Below are 17,297 nucleotides of genomic sequence, written 5' to 3'. Positions count from 1 at the left end.
GGGGGCTGTCGACACTGTTCGGTAACGGTTCGGTCGAGCCCTCCGTCACCAGCGTCCGGCCAGGTGGTGCTGCCGTACACTAGCCGGACGAACAGACGGAGGAGTACGTGCCAGAAGGTGTGACCGCGGGGATCACCCTCCTCGCAAATCGCTACGAGATCGGTGACGTCATCGGTCGGGGCGGCATGGCGACCGTGCACCTCGGCAACGACACCCGCCTCGGCCGCAAGGTCGCGGTGAAGCTCCTGAAGCCGAGTCTCGCCAACGATCCTGCCTTCCGCACACGCTTCCGGCAGGAGGCCCAGGCGGCCGCCCGCATGGCGCACCCCACCGTGGTCCGCGTCTACGACGCCGGCGAAGAGACGGTGCGGGAGCAGTCCGGCGCCGAGGTGCAGGTGCCCTTCATCGTGATGGAGTACGTCGAGGGCCGTCCGCTCTCCGACATCATCGCCGAAGGAGCCGTCGCTCCGGACGAGGCCGTGCGCATCACCGAGGGCATCCTCACCGCGCTCGAGTACTCGCACCGTGCCGGCGTCGTGCACCGCGACATCAAGCCCGCGAACGTCATGGTGACGCACAGCGGGCAGGTCAAGGTCATGGACTTCGGCATCGCCCGGGCCATCACCGACACGTCGGCCACCGTCGCGCAGACCACGTCGATCCTCGGGACCGCGTCGTACTTCTCGCCGGAGCAGGCCCGCGGCGAGACCGTCGACGCCCGCACCGACATCTACTCCACCGGTGTCGTCCTGTTCGAGCTCCTCACCGGTCGTGCACCGTTCCTCGGTGACACCCCGGTCGCGGTCGCGTACCAGCACGTCAGCGAGCAGCCCGTCGCACCGTCGACGATCTCGCCCGACGTCTCTCCCGCGCTCGATGCCGTCACCCTGCACGCCCTGGTGAAGGACCGCACCCGTCGGTTCCAGAACGCCGCCGAGTTCCGCTCCGACCTGCAGCAGGCCGCGGCGGGACGCGTGCCGTCGTCCACCAAGAAGCTGCAGCAGAACGCCGCGAACGACGCCTCCACGGTGCTGTTCGGCGTCGACCCGCGCACCACGACGAACGCGTCGTCGGCGTTCCGCGAGCTCGACGACGACACCGCCGAGCACCGCCCGCAGCGCACGCAGAACCGGCCCCCGGTGGCCTGGATCTGGGTCGGCATCCTGCTCACGGTCGCCGTCATCGTCGCGGTGGTGTTCTTCGTCGCGAACCTCGGCCCCGGCAAGCCGCCGGTCACATCGTCGGTCAGCGTGCCGAACGTCACCGGCGCCACCTTCGACGCCGCGGCCAGCGCGCTCGAGAAGAAGGACCTGCGGGCCGTCCGGGTCGAGGAGAACTCCGACGACGTCGACAAGGGCACGGTCATCCGCACCGACCCCGGTTCCGGCGTGAACGTCGGCCGCAACCAGGACGTCGACGTCGTCGTGTCGATCGGTCCGGAGCGGGTCGCGGTGCCCGACGTGGGCGGACAGTCGCAGTCCGCCGCGCAACAGGCCCTCGACGCAGCCGGCTTCCGCGTCGGCGCGATCACGAGCGACTACTCGGCGGACGTCCCCGAGGGCACGGTCATCAGCTCCGATCCCGCCGCCGCTTCGATGCACTCGAAGGGCCTGGTCATCGACCTCACGGTGTCGAACGGCAAGGTGCAGCTGACCAACGTGACGCAGCAGCCGTTCGGCACGGCCAAGGCCACGCTCGAGCAGCTGGGCCTGACCGTGAACGGTGCGCCCACGCAGTCCTGCACCGGCGACCTCGTGCAGCAGCAGGACACCCCCGCCGGCGACGTCGCCCAGGGCAGTACGGTCACCCTGACCTACTGCGCCGGCACGAACGAGCCGCCCAAGTCACCGAACTCCGGTAAGGGCGGCGGCGGCAACGACGACCGCGGCGGAGACCAGGGCGACGACGACGGTCGCTGAGCCGGCCGTCCCATGAGGCGACCGTCCTGACGGAGGCGGCACGCGCCTCCAGTCCGTGACTCAGGCCGCCGGGTCGTCCGGCTGCCGCGCGGTGCCTGCAGGCACCGCCGCTCACGTCCTCCGCTGGTCAGTGACCGGGAAGCACGACGCCGGCGTCTCCGCAGGACGCCCCCGAACGCACGAGACGCCGCCGTGTTCGGCGGCGTCTCGGTGACACGACGGCGTCTGCCGCCCGAGCGACCCTCAGGCGCGGCGGGAGGCGATGAGCGGGCCGAGGCCGGCAGCCCGGTCGGCGGCGCCGCCGAGTCCCGTGGTCTCGAGCCAGTTGCCGACCATGCGGTACCCGCCCTCGGTCAGCACCGACTCCGGGTGGAACTGCACGCCGAACACCGGGTGGTCGCGGTGCTGCACACCCATGATCACGCCGCCGCCGGTCCGTGCCGTGACGCTGAGTTCGTCGGGCACGGTGCCGTCGACGATCGCCAGCGAGTGGTAGCGCGTCGCGGTGAAGGGGTGCGGGACACCGGCGAACAGCGGACTGTCGTCGTGGTCGACCTGTGACGTCTTGCCGTGCATGAGCTCTTCGGCGTGCGTCACCGTCGCTCCGAGCGCCTCGGCGATGGCCTGGTGTCCGAGGCAGACGCCGAGCAGCGGCACCTCGGCGTCGATGGCTGCGTGCACCGTGGGGATCGAGACCCCGGCGGCGGCGGGCGTCCCCGGCCCGGGCGAGAGCAGGACGCCGTCGTACTCGGCGATGCGGTCTGCGATCTCGGACTCCGGGAAGGCGTCGTTCCGCACGACGTCGGTCTCGGCTCCGAGCTGCTGCACGTACCCGTTCAGCGTGTAGACGAAGCTGTCGTAGTTGTCGACGACGAGGATCCTGGTCATGGCGGTCCACCGTACTCGTGGGGGATGTGTGCGGCGGTCTGCAGGCCGCTCCACACACTCGGTCACGGTAGGATACCGGCCATGGCCAAGGACAAGGACCGCACCAAGCCCGCCCGGACGACCCGAGCCGACTCGGTGGACACCGCCGGGGACGCCCCGAACGCGGTGTGGTTCAAGCCGGTCATGTTCGGCTTCATGCTGCTCGGTCTGGCGTGGATCATCGTCTTCTACATCTCGAACGCGACGCTGCCCGTGCCGACCCTCGGCTCGTGGAACATCGCGATCGGCTTCGGCATCATGTTCATCGGCTTCCTGATGACCACCCGGTGGCGCTGACCCGGGATCCCGGCCCAGACACGTCGAACGCCCGTCGCACCGTGAGGTGCGGCGGGCGTCGTCGTTCCCGTCCTCGTTCTCCACAGCGTGACTGCCGACCCGAGGCTGGATCGTGGAGGATCCGCTCGTTCTCCACACTTCTCCACATGTTCCACAGCGTCATCCACACCTCGCGCCCCGAGTTATCCACATGTCAGTCCACAGTGGGGATAATCACACCCGTGTAACTCACCGCTGTTTCCACAGCTGTGGAAAACTCGCGCCGGTGCTGTGGAAACGTGTGGATGGGCGTCCGCTGGTGCGGGAGAACGACGAAACCCCGCCGCAGGAGCGACGGGGCGTTCGGGGACGGAACCAGGCGCGCTCAGCCGATCGTCGAGGCGTACCCCACGGCTGTGAGCCCCAGGCCGACGATGGCGGTCGCCGCGATCAACGTGATCTGCAGCGGGCGCTGCCGGATGTTGCGGGTCTGCGCGAACACGAAGCCCATCAGGAACCCGCCGATGAGCCCACCGATGTGCGCCTGCCACGAGATGTTCGTCCCGGGCAGGAAGCCGATCACCAGGTTCAGGCCGATGATCACGAGGAGCTGCACCGCGTTCTGCCCCAGACTGCGCTGCAGGACGAAGAACGCCGCGAACAGCCCGAAGATGGCCCCGGACGCACCGACCACCGACGTGCCCGGGGCGAGGAACGTGACGAGCATGCTCCCGAAGATCCCGGTCACGAAGTAGAGCGCCAGGAACCGCCAGGCCCCGAGCATGTTCTCGAGCATCCGCCCGAATATCCACAGCGCCCACATGTTGAACAGGAGGTGCAGGAAGCTCGAGTGCACGAACAGTACGGTGACCGCGCGCCACGGCTGCGTGGGCAGCAGCAGCGAGTTGAAGGCGAGCAGGCTCGAGAACAACCTGCCGCTCACCTGGTCGAGCAGCCAGACGGCCACCGTGATCGCCACGATGACGACCGTCGCCTTCTGGTCGAGCATCGCGAAGCGCCGCCGAGCGACCGTGAACCCGTTCGGGGCTCCGGACGCTCGGCGGTTCGCTGCGAACTGGGCGCGCTGTTCACGCACGCACTCCGGGCAGTGCACCCCGACCGCCGCCGGCGTCTGGCACTCCGGGCAGATCGTCCGCCCACAGCGCTGGCAGAGCACGAAGCTCTGCCGGTCCGGATGCCGGTAGCAGGAGTTGTTCGGGTTGTACGCCTGGTCGGTCACGTGCGGGTCAGACGCCTTCGACGTCGATGCTCTGGATGACGACGTCCTCGAGGGGCTTGTCACGGCCGTCCGTGGCGACACCCTCGATCGCGTCGACAACGGCGCGCGACTCGTCGTCCGCGACCTCACCGAAGATGGTGTGCTTGCCCTGCAGCCACGGCGTTGCCACGGTGGTGATGAAGAACTGCGAGCCGTTGGTGCCCTTGCCGCCCTGGATGCCGGCGTTGGCCATCGCGAAGATGTAGGGGTTCTGGAAGGTGAGCTCCGGCGAGATCTCGTCGTCGAAGCGGTAGCCCGGGCCACCGATGCCCTGGCCGAGCGGGTCGCCGCCCTGGATCATGAAGTCCTTGATGATGCGGTGGAAGATCACGCCGTCGTACAGCTTGTCGGTCGAGACCTTGCCGGTGCCGGGGTGGGTCCATTCCTGCTGCCCGGTGGCGAGGTCGACGAAGTTCTTGACGGTCTTCGGCGCGTGGTTGCCGAACAGGTTGACGCGGATGTCGCCCTTGTTGGTGTGGATCGTTGCGACGGCAGTGTGCAGAGACATGTTCCGATTCTCGCATGTACTCCTGACCGTGCACGGATCACACAGCAGCGGTTCCGTGACCTGTCAGGCACTGTGGTGGCAGGATGGGGGAACGCCGATCCGATGGAGGTACCAGATGACGACGATCGAGATCCCGCGAAAGCGTCGGAAGCAGATCAAGAAGCTCAAGGGCCAGACCGCCTCGCTCCTCGGCGAGCAGCGCAAGGTCCTCGAGCACGCGAACGCGATCCTGGCCGAGGCCCGGTCGAACGCCGCCGACGCAGCTCGCAAGGACATCGCACCCCGGGTGCAGAACGCGATCGACAACGGGATCCGTCCCGCGATCGCCACGGGTGTGCACGCCGCCACCTCTGCCGCTCAGGGCGCTTCGCACCGCTTCCAGTCCGAGGTGGTCCCCGGACTCGTCTCGACCGCTGGTTCCGTGCTGAGCGTGGGCGACCTGGCGAAGGACCCCCGGGTCAAGAAGATCGTGAAGAACGCGAAGAAGAAGAGCAAGGTCGCGAAGAAGGCGGCGGCGAAGTACGTGCCGTCGCAGCAGAAGAAGGGCCTCGGCTTCGGCGGAGTCGCCCTCATCATCGTCGGCGTCGTCGCCGTCGCGGGTGCTGCCTACGCCGCGTACCAGACGCTCCGCGCCGACGACGACCTGTGGGTCGCCGATGACGCTGACACGGCGGAGAAGCCCGCCGCCTGACCTCCCGGTTCGTACGAAGGGCCCCGGCTGTCGCCGGGGCCCTTCGTCGTTCCCGGACCGTGCCGTGCGCGAGACCGCCGCGTGCTCCGAACGCACCCACCCACCTGCCTGGAGGCGCACGCCGGCCCGCCACCGCGCCTCCCGTCCGCCACGCGGTTGCGCACCGCGCCCCGGGGAGGCCGGCGAGAGGTCGCAACCTGTCGCCCAGACAGTGCACACACGACGGTTGATGCCGGCCCGGCACCACGCACACGGCATGTCGTGACCACTCGAGGAGAAGACAGCTGAGGGCGAGTGGCGGAGCCGCCCATCGCGGAGCGGCGCGCCGAAGGCGCAGACAAGCACGACGGAACGAATCGGTGAGGCGAGGAACGAGCCGAGCAAAGTCGACCCGAGTGGAGTGGAGCCTGGGAGAATCGAACTCCCGACATCCTGCTTGCAAAGCAGGCGCTCTACCAACTGAGCTAAGGCCCCGAGAGGACCAGCGTACTGGTCCCGTTGGGAAGTGGTGGGGCTACAAGGACTTGAACCTTGGACCTCTTCGTTATCAGCGAAGCGCTCTAACCGCCTGAGCTATAGCCCCTCAGACCGGATGAAAGCCTACCGCACGGATCTCGCAGAACGAAATCGAACGGATCGGCCCACCCGGCCCGGGTGTGTCAGTTGTTCGTGAAGCCCACGAGCAGGCCGCCCGTGATCCGCACACTGAGGTTGTAGAGGACGCTCACGATCGCGCCGAGCACGGTGCCGACGACCACGTTGAGGATGCCCACGACGATGGAGAACCCGAGCACCTGGCCCAGCGAGAACTGGTCCATGATCGAGTAACTGTTCTGACCGGTCACGTCCTTGAGCAGGGCGTCGACCTGGGTGAACACCCCCGTCTGGTTCAGGATGACCCACACCAGTGCCGTGGCGACCACGATCACGATGCTGCCGGCCAGGGCGATGAGGAAGCTCAGCTTCACCATCGACCAGAAGTCGAGGTAGACCAGTCGCAACCGCACCTGGCGGGTGCCGACGGGTCGCTTCGCCTTCTTCTGGAGCTTCTCGGCGACACTACTCATTGGTTGACTGGTCCTCTCCGGCCTCGTCTGCGACGGGCTCGGTTTCGATGGGATCAGTGGAGTCCGGGGCCGCTTCGGCAGGGCTGACCGTCTCCACCGGGCCCGCGGGCTCGATCTCGGCGTCGTCCTGGTCGACCAGGTTCCGCTCTGTGTTCCGGGCCACCGCGATGATCCGGTCGTTCTCCGCGAACCTCGCGAAGACGACCCCCATCGTGTCACGGCCCTTGGCGGGCACCTCGGCCACGGCAGACCTTACCACCTTGCCCGATTGCAGCACGACGAGCACCTCGTCGTCCTCACCGACGATGAGCGCACCGACCAAGTCGCCGCGGTCGACCGCCAACTTGGCCACCTTGATGCCCAGGCCGCCACGGCCCTGCACCCGGTACTGGTCGACCGACGTGCGCTTGGCGTAGCCGCCCTCGGTCATGACCCAGACGAAGCCGCCGTTCGACACCACGCGTGCGGCGAGCAACGAGTCGCCCTGGCGGAAGGACATGCCCTTCACACCCGAGGTCGATCGACCCATCGGACGCAGGGTGTCGTTCGTCGCGGTGAAGCGGAGCGACATGCCCTGGCGCGAGACGAGCAGCAGGTCGTCGTGCTCGTCGACCAGCAGCGCCTGGCGGAGCTTGTCGCCGTCGCGCAGGTTGATCGCGATGATGCCGCCGGTCCGGTTCGTGTCGTACTCGGTCAGCGCCGTCTTCTTGACCAGACCGTGCTCGGTCGCCAGCACCAGGTACTGCGCGACCTCGTAGTCACGGATGTCCAGCACCTGCTGGATCTGCTCGTCGGGCTGCATCGCGAGCAGGTTGGCGACGTGCTGGCCCTTGGCATCGCGGCCGGCCTCCTGCAGCTCGTACGCCTTGGCGCGGTACACCCGGCCCTGGTCGGTCAGGAACAGGAGCCAGTGGTGGGTCGTCGTGACGAAGAAGTGCTCGACGATGTCGTCGGCACGCAGCTGGGCGCCACGCACACCGCGGCCGCCGCGGTGCTGCGACCGGTACTGGTCGCTGCGCGTGCGCTTGACGTAGCCACCGCGGGTGATGGTGACGACCATCTCCTCTTCGGGGATCAGGTCTTCCATCGACATGTCGCCGTCGTAGCCGAGCATGATCTCGGTGCGGCGGTCGTCGCCGAAGCGGTCGACGATCTCGGTGAGCTCGTCGCGGATGATCGAGCGCTGGCGGCTCTCCGAACCCAGGATGTCCTGGAAGTCGGCGATCTTCCGCTCGAGCTCCTCGGCCTCGTCGTGGATCTTCTGACGCTCGAGGGCGGCCAGACGACGGAGCTGCAGCTCGAGGATCGCGCGCGCCTGGATCTCGTCGACGGACAGCAGGTCCATCAGACCGGTCCGGGCCTCTTCCACGTCGGGCGAGCGACGGATGAGCGCGATGACCTCGTCGAGGGCGTCGAGCGCCGCCAGGTAGCCGCGCAGGATGTGGGCGCGCTTCTCGGCCTCGCGCAGGCGGAACTGGGTGCGCCGGACGATGACGTCGATCTGGTGCGCGACCCACGCCGAGATGAAGCCGTCCAGGGGCAGCGTGCGCGGCACTCCGTCGACGATCGCGAGCATGTTCGCGCCGAAGTTCTCCTGCAGCTGCGTGTGCTTGTACAGGTTGTTCAGCACGACCTTGGCGACGGCGTCGCGCTTGAGCACGATGACCAGGCGCTGACCCGTGCGGCCGGAGGTCTCGTCGCGGATGTCCGCGACGCCGGCGAGCTTGCCGTCCTTCACGAGCTCGGCGATCTTGATCGCCAGGTTGTCCGGGTTCACCTGGTACGGGAGCTCGGTGACGACCAGGCAGGTGCGGCCCTGGATCTCCTCGACGTTGACGACCGCGCGCATCGTGATCGAGCCACGGCCGGTGCGGTAGGCGTCCTGGATGCCCTTCGTGCCGAGCACCTGGGCGCCGGTCGGGAAGTCCGGGCCCTTGATGCGCTGCATGAGCGCGGTGAGGAGTTCTTCCTGCGTGGCGTCCGGGTTCTCGAGCGCCCACTTCGCGCCCTCGGCGACCTCGCGCAGGTTGTGCGGCGGGATGTTCGTCGCCATGCCGACCGCGATGCCGACCGAGCCGTTGACGAGCAGGTTCGGGAACCGCGCCGGCAGGATGGCGGGCTCCTGGGTGCGGCCGTCGTAGTTGTCCTGGAAGTCGACGGTGTCCTCGTCGATGTCGCGGACCATCTCGAGCGCGAGCGGCGCCATCTTCGTCTCGGTGTACCGCGGGGCGGCGGCGCCGTCGTTGCCCGGCGAGCCGAAGTTGCCCTGGCCGAGCGCGAGCGGGTACCGGAGCGACCACGGCTGCACCAGGCGGACCAGGGCGTCGTAGATCGCGGAGTCACCGTGCGGGTGGAACTGGCCCATGACGTCACCGACGACTCGGGAGCACTTGGAGAACGCGCGGTCCGGGCGGTAGCCGCCGTCGAACATGGCGTAGATCACACGGCGGTGCACCGGCTTGAGACCGTCGCGGACCTCGGGCAGCGCACGACCGACGATGACCGACATCGCGTAGTCGAGGTACGACCGCTGCATCTCGAGCTGCAGGTCGACCTGCGAGATGCGGTCGCCGGAGACGACGATGTCCCCGCTGTCGCCGTGGACGATCTCGGGCTGCTCGTCGGCGCCGTTCTCGTTGTCGTCAGCCATGTGGCTTCGTTCCCTTTCTGGACAGCCTGGAGGCTGTGGTTCCGTTGGTCGCGCCGGGCGCGACCACAGGTGGTCAGGACTGGTCGACGCGGCTCACACCGCGCCTCCAGGCCTAGATGTCGAGGAAGCGGACGTCCTTGGCGTTCTGCTGGATGAACTGGCGACGGGCGTCGACGTCCTCGCCCATCAGCGTCGAGAAGACGCTGTCCACCGCGGCGGCGTCCTCGAGCGTGACCTGCAGGAGCGTGCGGGTGTCCGGGTTCATCGTGGTGTCCCAGAGCTCCTTGTAGTCCATCTCGCCCAGACCCTTGTAGCGCTGGATGCCGTTGTCCTTCGGGATCCGCTTGCCGGCCGCGATGCCCGACTGCATCAGGGCGTCGCGCTCCCGGTCGCTGAAGACGTACTCGTGCGCCGCGTTCGACCACTTCAGGCGGTACAGCGGCGGCTGTGCCAGGTAGACGTACCCGCGCTCGATGAGCGGACGCATGTAGCGGAACAGCAGCGTGAGCAGCAGCGTGGTGATGTGCTGGCCGTCGACGTCGGCATCGGCCATCAGCACGATCTTGTGGTACCGGGCCTTGTCCGGGTCGAAGTCCTCGCCGATGCCGGCGCCGAACGCCGTGATCATCGACTGGATCTCCTGGTTCGCCAGGGCGCGGTCGAGCCGGGCCTTCTCGACGTTCAGGATCTTGCCGCGCAGGGGCAGGATCGCCTGCGTCATCGGGTTGCGGCCCTGCACGGCGGAACCGCCGGCGGAGTCACCCTCGACCATGAAGATCTCCGACAGGGTCGGGTCCTTCGACTGGCAGTCCTTGAGCTTGCCGGGCATGCCGCCTGACTCGAGCAGCCCCTTGCGGCGGGTGGTCTCGCGCGCCTTGCGGGCGGCGAGCCGTGCCTGCGACGCCTGGATCGCCTTGCGCACGACGTCGCGCGCCTGCGTCGGGTTGCTCTCGAACCAGTGGGTCAGCTCGGTGCCGACCACGCGCTGCACGAACGACTTCGCCTCGGTGTTGCCGAGCTTGGTCTTCGTCTGGCCCTCGAACTGCGGCTCGCCGAGCTTGACGGAGATGACGGCGGTCAGCCCTTCACGGATGTCGTCACCCGTCAGGTTGTCGTCCTTCTCCTTGATGATCTTCGCCTCGCGCGCGTAGCGATTGACGAGGGTCGTGAGCGCGGCGCGGAACCCCTCTTCGTGGGTGCCGCCCTCGTGCGTGTTGATCGTGTTCGCGAAGGTGTGGACGCTCTCCTGGTACGAGGTGTTCCACTGCATCGCGACCTCGAGCGCGATCTTGCGATCCGGGTCCTCGGCCTCGAAGCCGATGACGTCCGGGTGGACCAGGTCGGCCTTCTTCTGCGCGTTGATGAACTCGACGTAGTCGGCGAGACCGCGCTCGTACATGAAGGAGTCGTTGCGCGCTTCTTCCCCTTCTTCCGGGGTGCGCTCGTCACGCAGGTTGATGCGCAGGCCCTTGTTGAGGAATGCCATCTGCTGGAACCGCGTGCGCAGGGTCTCGTAGTCGAAGACGACGGTCTCGAAGATGTCGGCGTTCGGCCAGAACGTGATCGTGGTGCCGGTCTCGTCGGCGGGCTCGTCCTTCGAGACGGGCGCGACGGGCACACCGTCGGTGTAGCTCTGGCGCCAGACGTGGCCCTGTCGGCGCACCTCGACGTCGAGCTCCGAGCTCAGGGCGTTCACGACCGACGAGCCGACGCCGTGCAGACCGCCGGACACCGCGTACCCGCCGCCGCCGAACTTGCCGCCGGCGTGCAGCACGGTGAGCACGACCTGCAGCGTCGAGACGCCCTCGGCCGCGTGCGTGTCGACCGGGATGCCACGACCGTTGTCGACCACGCGGACACCGCCGTCCTCGCGGATGGTGACGTCGATGGTGTCGCAGTACCCGGCGAGGGCCTCGTCGACGGAGTTGTCGACGATCTCCTGCACCAGGTGGTGGAGGCCGCGCGGGCCGGTCGAACCGATGTACATGCCGGGGCGCTTGCGGACGGCTTCGAGCCCCTCGAGCACCTGGATCTGGTCGGCGCCGTAGGACGGTTCGCTCGTCGGGGCCGCCGGCTGTGGGGCCTCTTCGTTCAGCGGGGTCTGTCGGTCGTCGTCAGATGCTGATGCCATGTCGAGAGTGCTCCTGCCTGCGCGCGGAACACCCGCGCACTGCACTCCCCAGTCTACCGCAGAGCCCCCTCGATCGAGGGCTCATCCGGCCTGCAGACGGGCTTTTCTGGCACTGCAGGATGAATTCGTCGGCTCAACCGTAGGTGTCGCGGGGACCGCGCCCCTGGACCGTCCTGGGACCGCGTTTCCACGTGGGGGCGTCCGGGCCCGAAACCCGGATCGACTCGACCCCTGCTTCCGGGTGCCGCTCCGCGATGGTCGTCGTGACGCTCGCGCGCATGAGCCGGAGCTGGGTCGCCCAGGCCGTCGAGTCACACCGGATGACCAGGGCGCCGTCGTCGATCGTGACCGGCCGGGAGTGCTTGGCGAGCTCCTCACCGACCACGCTCGGCCAGTCGACGAAGAGCTCGGAGCGGGCGAGGGGCTCGATCCACCCGAGCTCCTGGGCGAGCGAACCGACGATGTCGGCGAGCCCCCTCGGCTCACGGCCGCGACCGTACGGCACGGTGTCGGCGTCGAACTCGCGCGAGCGGCGACGGCGCGCGTCGACGCCGCGCTTCGACGGGTCGCCGAACACCGCCCGGAGGTGGCGGTACACCTGCGACGGCTCGGTGGGCTTCCGGGGGCGGGGCATCAGGGCGCTTCCCCGTCAGGCGTCGGACGGGAGGCGCTGCTCGCCTCCGCCTCGTCCGTCACGATGGTGCCCGCCTCGATCCGCACCGTGTGCGCCGCGAGCCGGTCCGGCACGTCACCGTGCACGGCCGCGGTGATGAGGACCTGCTCGTAGTCCGCCACCGCGTTCGCCAGCCGTTCGCGCCGGGACTCGTCGAGCTCGGCGAACACGTCGTCGAGGATGATGATCGGGTCGCCCAGGCTCGACTCGGCACGCAGGATCGACGCGCTCGCGAGCTGGATCGCCAGCGCGAACGACCAGGACTCCCCGTGGCTTGCGTACCCGCGGGCAGGTAACCCGTTGAGCTGGAAGAGCACGTCGTCCCGGTGCGGCCCCACGAGGGTGAGTCCGCGGTCGAGTTCGTCGCGTCGGCGACGCTCGAGGGCGGCCGCGAACGCCTCGGCCGCCGACGCGACCGTGACCGGCTCGTCGGGGGTCCCGAGCACGGGGTCGGTGGCCGCCGCGGACTCCGGGTCACCACCGCGGATCGACAGCACGCCGGTGATCGAGGCGTCGTGCTGCTCGCCGGCGACGGTGGCGTAGGCCTCCGCGACGAACGGAGCGAGCCGACGGGTCAGGTGGTCGCGTGCCGCCACGATCTCGGCGCCGAGTCCGACGAGCCGGTCGTCCCAGACGTCGAGCGTCGACAGGGCGTTCGCCTTGGCGCCGGTCGCACGGGCGGACTTGAGCAGGGTGTTCCGCTGCCGCAGGGTGCGGTCGTAGTCGGCGAGGACGCCCTGCATCCGCGGGGCGATCTGGCCGAGCAGCTCGTCGAGCATCCGGCGCCGCCCGGCGGGTTCGCCGCGCACGAGTGCCAGGTCCTCCGGGGCGAACAGCACGCTCGTGCAGTACCGCGGGAGCTCGCGGGGCTTGATCCCGGACCGGTTGACCTGTGCGCGGTTGGCCCCGGTGCGGTTGATCTGCACCTCGGCCAGGATGCTGCGGTCCTCGTGCGCCAGCCGGGCACGGACGATCGCCGCGTCGCAGCCCTGGCGGACGAGGGCTGCGTCGGTGGGCACGCGGTGCGAGCCGAGGGTCGAGAGGTACCCGATCGCCTCGACCAGGTTCGTCTTGCCCTGGCCGTTGCGGCCGACGAACAGGTTCGGCCCGCGTGCGAGGTCGACGTCCGCCTCCCGGTAGTTCCGGAAGTCGGTCAGTTGGAGGTGGTCGACGTGCACGCGGGCCGAGTCCGGGTCTCCCCGGGTGGTCCTAGGACTTCTTGACGGCGTGGCCGCCGAACTGGTTGCGGAGCGCCGCGACGGCCTTCATCGTCGGCGAGGCGCTGCCCTGCCGCGAGACGAAGCGCGCGAAGATCGACGCCGAGATCGTCGGCATCGGCACGGCGTGCTCGATCGCCTCCTCGACGGTCCAGCGACCCTCGCCGGAGTCCTCGACGTAGCCCTCGATGGCGGCGAGCTTCGGGTCCTCGTTCAGCGCGAGCACCATCAGGTCGAGCAGCCAGGAGCGCACGACGGTGCCGCGCTGCCAACCGGCGAAGACGGCGGGGACGTCGGTGATGATGTCCTTGGCCTCGAGGAGCTCGTAGCCCTCGCCGTACGCCTGCATGATGGCGTACTCGATGCCGTTGTGGACCATCTTGGCGTAGTGGCCGGCGCCGATCGGGCCGGCGTGCGAGAAGCCCTCCTCGCGGGGGCCCTCGGGACGCAGCGCGTCGAAGACGGGCATGGCGAACTCGACGTCCGCCGCGTCGCCACCGACCATCAGGCCGTAGCCGTTGTCCTTGCCCCAGACACCGCCCGAGACGCCGGCGTCCATGTAGCGGATGCCACGGGCACCGAGCTGCTCCGCGTGCTTCGTGTCGTCGAGCCACTTCGAGTTGCCGCCGTCGATGACCAGGTCACCCTCGCCCAGCACGCCGGCCAGGTCGGTGATGACGTCGTCGGTGATCTTGCCGTGCGGCACCATCACCCAGACGAGACGCTTGCCCTCGGGCAGGGCTGCTGCCAGGGCGCCGAGGTCGGCGACGTCGGAGACGGCGGGGTTCGCGTCGTAACCGGTGACCTCGATCCCTGCGTTGCGGAGACGGGCACGCATGTTGTTGCCCATGCGACCGAGGCCGACAAGACCGATGTGCATGATTTCCTCTTCTGTTCGTCGTCGCGCTGATGCTGCCGGTGGTGTGCGCCAGCGCAGGTTGCCTGTTGCGCCTATCGCAGCAGCAGGTTGGGCTGCAGCAGGTACCGGTAACCGTCGGTCGCTGCGGCCTCTTGCGAAGTCTGGCCGGTGATCAGCACCGGGCCCGGCTTGTTGGGGTTCTCCGTCTTGGTGAAGGAGATGCGGACGAACTCGGAGTGCACCGCGTTCAGTCCGTCCAGGAGGAAGGCGGGCTTCAACGAGACCACCGTTTCCTCGCCGGTCAACAACGCACTGATCGACTCTGACGCCTGCGCTTGTTCGGATCCGATCGCCTCGAGCGTGAGCCCGTCGACCGTGAAGGAGAACCGGAGCGCCGCTTCGCGCTCCAGGACGAGGGAGACCCGTCGGACCGCTTCGACGAGCTCCGCGGTGTTGATCACCGCGTGGTCGTTGACGGTCTCGGGGAAGAGCCGGCGGACCGGCGGGTAGTTGCCCTTGATGAGCAGCGAGGTGACGGTCTTGTCGTCGGCGTGGAACGCGATGAGCTCGCGGTCCGAGCTCCCGCTGATCGACACCGAGACGGTCGACGCCGAACCGAAGGTCCGGCCGACCTCCTGCAGGGTGCGTGCCGGCACGAGCGCGTGCAGCGGGTCCGAGCCGACGCGGCCGGAGTCCCACGCGATGGTGCGGACGGCGACGCGGTAGCGGTCCGTGGCGATCAGCGACAGGTCGTTGTCGCCGACCTCGAGCTGCACACCCGTGATGACCGGGGTGACGTCGTCGCGACTGGCGGCGACGGCCACCTGCGAGACGGCTTGGGAGAAGGCGTCGCCGGGGATGACACCGGTCTGCGGTCCGATCTCCGGCAGCGTCGGGTACTCCTCGACCGGCATGGACAGCAGCGTGAAGTGCGCCGATCCGCAGGTCACCGAGATCTTGGCGTCCTCGGTGGTGAACGTGACGGGGGCGTTCGGCAGCCGGCTCGCGATGTCGTTCAACAGGCGGCCCGAGACCAGGACCGTGCCCGGGTCGTCGATCTGCGCCGAGATGGACGTCTGCGCCGAGACCTCGTAGTCGAACGACGACAACGTCAGGCGATCGCCGTCGGCGTGGATGAGGACGCCCGACAGGATCGGGAGGGTCGTGCGCTGTGGGAGGAGCTTCACCGCGAAGGAGACGGCTTCGGAGAAGACGTCCCGGTTGACCTCGAACTTCACAGCTGGAACCCCTGTCGATCGGCTTGGACTGTCCGGCCGCCCCATTCTGGCACAGGCGGACGAGGGCCGGATTTCTTGTCATCCCGCCGTCCACAAGGTTGTCCCGCGGAGATGGATCGTTAACCAGGAGTAATGGTGTTAACGCCTGTGCACACTGTGGATAACCCTGTGCATCCCGCTCCGCCGTAGGGAACTACACGGTTGTGACTTGTTGACGGGCTGTGAGCACCAACGGGATGAATGAATCTCATCTATCCACTTCCATCCCCAGATTCCACAGGTGCCCCCTCAGCTGTGAACAACCGGGCGGCGTGTCCTCCACAGTTATCCACAGGCTTTCCACACTGTGAGAACTCCGGCCCATGGAACCGTCTCAGATGGTGGACACGGCCGGATGGGTGCCGATCTCAGCGGTAGCGGCGGTCCTGCTTGATGCGGCTGGTGAGCTCGGTGACCTGGTTGTAGATCGACCGCCGCTCCTTCATCAGCTCGGTGATCTTCTTGTTCGCGTACATCACGGTGGTGTGGTCGCGGTTGCCGAACAGCTGCCCGATCTTGGGCAGGGACAGGCTCGTCAGCTCCCGGCAGAGGTACATCGCGATCTGTCGTGCGGTGGCGATGGCCTGCGAGCGGGAGGACCCGTACAGGTCGTCGACGGAGAGCTTGAAGTACTCCGCGGTGTGGTTGATGATGTCCGTCGGCGCGACCACGTTGTCCTCGTCGAGGGTGATCAGGTCCTTGAGGACGGTCTGCACGAGTGCCATGTCGACGGCGGTGCGGTTGAGGCTCGCGAACGCGGTCACGCGGATGAGCGTCCCCTCGAGTTCGCGGATGTTGCTGGACACCTTCGACGCCATGAACTCGAGGATGTCGTCGGGCACCTGCAGGTGGTCGGACTGCGCCTTCTTGCGCAGGATCGCGATTCGGGTCTCGAGCTCGGGCGCCTGCACGTCGGTGATCAGGCCCCACTCGAAGCGGGAGCGCATGCGGTCCTCGAAGCCGGTCAGGTGCTTCGGTGCCACGTCCGACGTGATGACGACCTGCTTGTTGTGGTCGTGCAACGTGTTGAACGTGTGGAAGAAGGCCTCCTGCGTCGAGTCCTTGCCCTGGAGGAACTGGATGTCGTCGATGAGCAGGATGTCGATGTCGCGGTAGCGCTGCTGGAACTGGTTCGACCGGTTGTTCGCGATCGAGTTGATGAAGTCGTTGGTGAACTCCTCGCTCGACACGTACCGGACGCGGATCCCCGGGTAGAGGCTCTCGGCGTAGTGCCCGATGGCGTGGAGCAGGTGGGTCTTGCCCAACCCGGAGTCGCCGTAGATGAACAGCGGGTTGTAGGCCTTGGCGGGCGCCTCGGCCACGGCGACCGCCGCGGCGTGGGCGAACCGGTTCGACGAGCCGATGACGAAGTTGTCGAAGTTGTACTTCGGGTTCAGCCGCGACTCCGGGCGACCGCCGGTGCCCGGGGAGTCGATCTGGCTCGGGACGAACGGCGCCTCGATGTACTGGCGCGGGGCCGCACTCTGCTCGACGGCTTCCTGCACGGGCTCGGCGTACTCGGGCACGTTCGGGTCGACGCGCGGCTCGGACGCCATGTCCGGGTTCACCGTGATGGCGAAGTTCGCGACCGAGTCGTCGCCGATGCGTCCGACGGCCTCGGTGATCGGGATGCGGATGCGCTGTTCGAGCATCCCCCGGGTCAGGTCGTTCGGCACCTCGAGGTACAGGGTGCCGGCCAGCACGCCCTTCGGCTCGACGAGGTTGAGGAACCCGTGGAGCTGCGGGGTGATGCGGGGGTCCTCGGCGAGGAGTCCGAGTACGGATGACCAGAGGTCCTCGACGGGGTCGGCCGGCATCGTCAT

The 17,297-nt window shown here is 68.1% G+C and carries 14 protein-coding genes and 2 tRNA genes; 3 read left to right on the top strand and 13 right to left on the bottom strand.

What is annotated here, in order from left to right; genetic code table 11:
* Nucleotides 1-107 precede the first annotated feature (107 nt).
* Nucleotides 108-1,919: a Stk1 family PASTA domain-containing Ser/Thr kinase gene (pknB, locus tag I8920_RS00080; protein ID WP_269802231.1), complete on the top strand. Its 1,812-nt coding sequence runs from the start codon at nt 108-110 to the stop codon at nt 1,917-1,919.
* Nucleotides 1,920-2,162: 243 nt separating this feature from the next.
* Here pknB and I8920_RS00075 read toward each other — a convergent pair whose 3' ends face one another.
* Nucleotides 2,163-2,807: an anthranilate synthase component II gene (locus tag I8920_RS00075; protein ID WP_198657192.1), complete on the bottom strand. Its 645-nt coding sequence runs from the start codon at nt 2,805-2,807 to the stop codon at nt 2,163-2,165.
* Between the two features lie 81 nt (nt 2,808-2,888).
* On the opposite strand from I8920_RS00075, the gene I8920_RS00070 reads away from it, so the two are divergent.
* Nucleotides 2,889-3,143 carry a cell division protein CrgA gene (locus I8920_RS00070; RefSeq protein WP_198657191.1) on the top strand — a complete coding sequence of 85 codons (255 nt, stop codon included), beginning with the start codon at nt 2,889-2,891 and terminating at the stop codon, nt 3,141-3,143.
* A 364-nt stretch (nt 3,144-3,507) separates the two neighbouring features.
* Here I8920_RS00070 and I8920_RS00065 read toward each other — a convergent pair whose 3' ends face one another.
* Both I8920_RS00065 and I8920_RS00060 read right to left on the bottom strand, forming a co-directional pair.
* Nucleotides 3,508-4,362 (bottom strand): rhomboid family intramembrane serine protease, encoded by an 855-nt coding sequence (locus I8920_RS00065; protein WP_198657190.1) that lies wholly within the window; start codon nt 4,360-4,362, stop codon nt 3,508-3,510.
* Between the two features lie 7 nt (nt 4,363-4,369).
* Nucleotides 4,370-4,909 carry a peptidylprolyl isomerase gene (locus I8920_RS00060; protein WP_198657189.1) on the bottom strand — a complete coding sequence of 180 codons (540 nt, stop codon included), beginning with the start codon at nt 4,907-4,909 and terminating at the stop codon, nt 4,370-4,372.
* Between the two features lie 115 nt (nt 4,910-5,024).
* Here I8920_RS00060 and I8920_RS00055 point away from each other — a divergent pair, with 115 nt between their 5' ends.
* The gene (locus tag I8920_RS00055; protein ID WP_198657188.1) at nt 5,025-5,600 is read left to right on the top strand and encodes a hypothetical protein; all 576 of its coding nucleotides are present in this window, start codon (nt 5,025-5,027) and stop codon (nt 5,598-5,600) included.
* Nucleotides 5,601-6,001: 401 nt separating this feature from the next.
* Here I8920_RS00055 and I8920_RS00050 read toward each other — a convergent pair.
* The 10 genes from I8920_RS00050 to dnaA all read right to left on the bottom strand — a co-directional run bounded on the left by I8920_RS00050 (nt 6,002) and on the right by dnaA (nt 17,297).
* Nucleotides 6,002-6,074 (bottom strand) — tRNA-Ala (locus I8920_RS00050).
* A 32-nt stretch (nt 6,075-6,106) separates the two neighbouring features.
* A tRNA-Ile gene (locus I8920_RS00045) sits at nt 6,107-6,183 on the bottom strand.
* 76 nt (nt 6,184-6,259) lie between these two features.
* Nucleotides 6,260-6,667, bottom strand: coding sequence for a DUF3566 domain-containing protein (locus I8920_RS00040; RefSeq protein WP_071258606.1), 408 nt, complete (start codon nt 6,665-6,667; stop codon nt 6,260-6,262).
* On the bottom strand, nt 6,660-9,317 hold the full coding sequence (gyrA, locus tag I8920_RS00035; RefSeq protein WP_198657187.1) for a DNA gyrase subunit A: 2,658 nt from the start codon (nt 9,315-9,317) through the stop codon (nt 6,660-6,662). Before gyrA ends, I8920_RS00040 begins: the two co-directional genes overlap by 8 nt.
* Before the next feature lie 112 nt (nt 9,318-9,429).
* Nucleotides 9,430-11,448 carry a DNA topoisomerase (ATP-hydrolyzing) subunit B gene (gyrB, locus tag I8920_RS00030; protein ID WP_198657186.1) on the bottom strand — a complete coding sequence of 673 codons (2,019 nt, stop codon included), beginning with the start codon at nt 11,446-11,448 and terminating at the stop codon, nt 9,430-9,432.
* Between the two features lie 133 nt (nt 11,449-11,581).
* Nucleotides 11,582-12,082 (bottom strand): DUF721 domain-containing protein, encoded by a 501-nt coding sequence (locus I8920_RS00025; RefSeq protein ID WP_198657185.1) that lies wholly within the window; start codon nt 12,080-12,082, stop codon nt 11,582-11,584.
* Nucleotides 12,082-13,299 carry a DNA replication/repair protein RecF gene (recF, locus tag I8920_RS00020; RefSeq protein WP_198657184.1) on the bottom strand — a complete coding sequence of 406 codons (1,218 nt, stop codon included), beginning with the start codon at nt 13,297-13,299 and terminating at the stop codon, nt 12,082-12,084. The genes I8920_RS00025 and recF overlap by 1 nt, the downstream gene beginning before the upstream one ends.
* 31 nt (nt 13,300-13,330) lie before the next feature.
* Entirely contained in the window at nt 13,331-14,218 is an 888-nt protein-coding gene (gene gnd, locus I8920_RS00015; protein WP_198657183.1) for a phosphogluconate dehydrogenase (NAD(+)-dependent, decarboxylating), read from the bottom strand.
* Between the two features lie 71 nt (nt 14,219-14,289).
* Nucleotides 14,290-15,435 (bottom strand): DNA polymerase III subunit beta, encoded by a 1,146-nt coding sequence (dnaN, locus tag I8920_RS00010; RefSeq protein ID WP_198657182.1) that lies wholly within the window; start codon nt 15,433-15,435, stop codon nt 14,290-14,292.
* A 407-nt stretch (nt 15,436-15,842) separates the two neighbouring features.
* Entirely contained in the window at nt 15,843-17,297 is a 1,455-nt protein-coding gene (dnaA, locus tag I8920_RS00005; protein WP_198657181.1) for a chromosomal replication initiator protein DnaA, read from the bottom strand.

It is taken from the genome of Curtobacterium sp. YC1 (assembly GCF_016267665.1).
Lineage (GTDB): Bacteria > Actinomycetota > Actinomycetes > Actinomycetales > Microbacteriaceae > Curtobacterium.
This window is presented reverse-complemented; position numbering and strand designations above follow the sequence as displayed.

Coding starts and splice junctions, on each gene's coding strand:
- I8920_RS00040 (WP_071258606.1), bottom strand. CDS start 6,667: ATGAGTAGTGTCGCCGAGAAGCTCCAGAAGAAGGCGAAGCGACCCGTC.
- gnd (WP_198657183.1), bottom strand. CDS start 14,218: ATGCACATCGGTCTTGTCGGCCTCGGTCGCATGGGCAACAACATGCGT.
- I8920_RS00055 (WP_198657188.1), top strand. CDS start 5,025: ATGACGACGATCGAGATCCCGCGAAAGCGTCGGAAGCAGATCAAGAAG.
- I8920_RS00060 (WP_198657189.1), bottom strand. CDS start 4,909: ATGTCTCTGCACACTGCCGTCGCAACGATCCACACCAACAAGGGCGAC.
- I8920_RS00075 (WP_198657192.1), bottom strand. CDS start 2,807: ATGACCAGGATCCTCGTCGTCGACAACTACGACAGCTTCGTCTACACG.
- I8920_RS00070 (WP_198657191.1), top strand. CDS start 2,889: ATGGCCAAGGACAAGGACCGCACCAAGCCCGCCCGGACGACCCGAGCC.
- dnaA (WP_198657181.1), bottom strand. CDS start 17,297: ATGACGATGCCGGCCGACCCCGTCGAGGACCTCTGGTCATCCGTACTC.
- gyrA (WP_198657187.1), bottom strand. CDS start 9,317: ATGGCTGACGACAACGAGAACGGCGCCGACGAGCAGCCCGAGATCGTC.
- gyrB (WP_198657186.1), bottom strand. CDS start 11,448: ATGGCATCAGCATCTGACGACGACCGACAGACCCCGCTGAACGAAGAG.
- I8920_RS00025 (WP_198657185.1), bottom strand. CDS start 12,082: ATGCCCCGCCCCCGGAAGCCCACCGAGCCGTCGCAGGTGTACCGCCAC.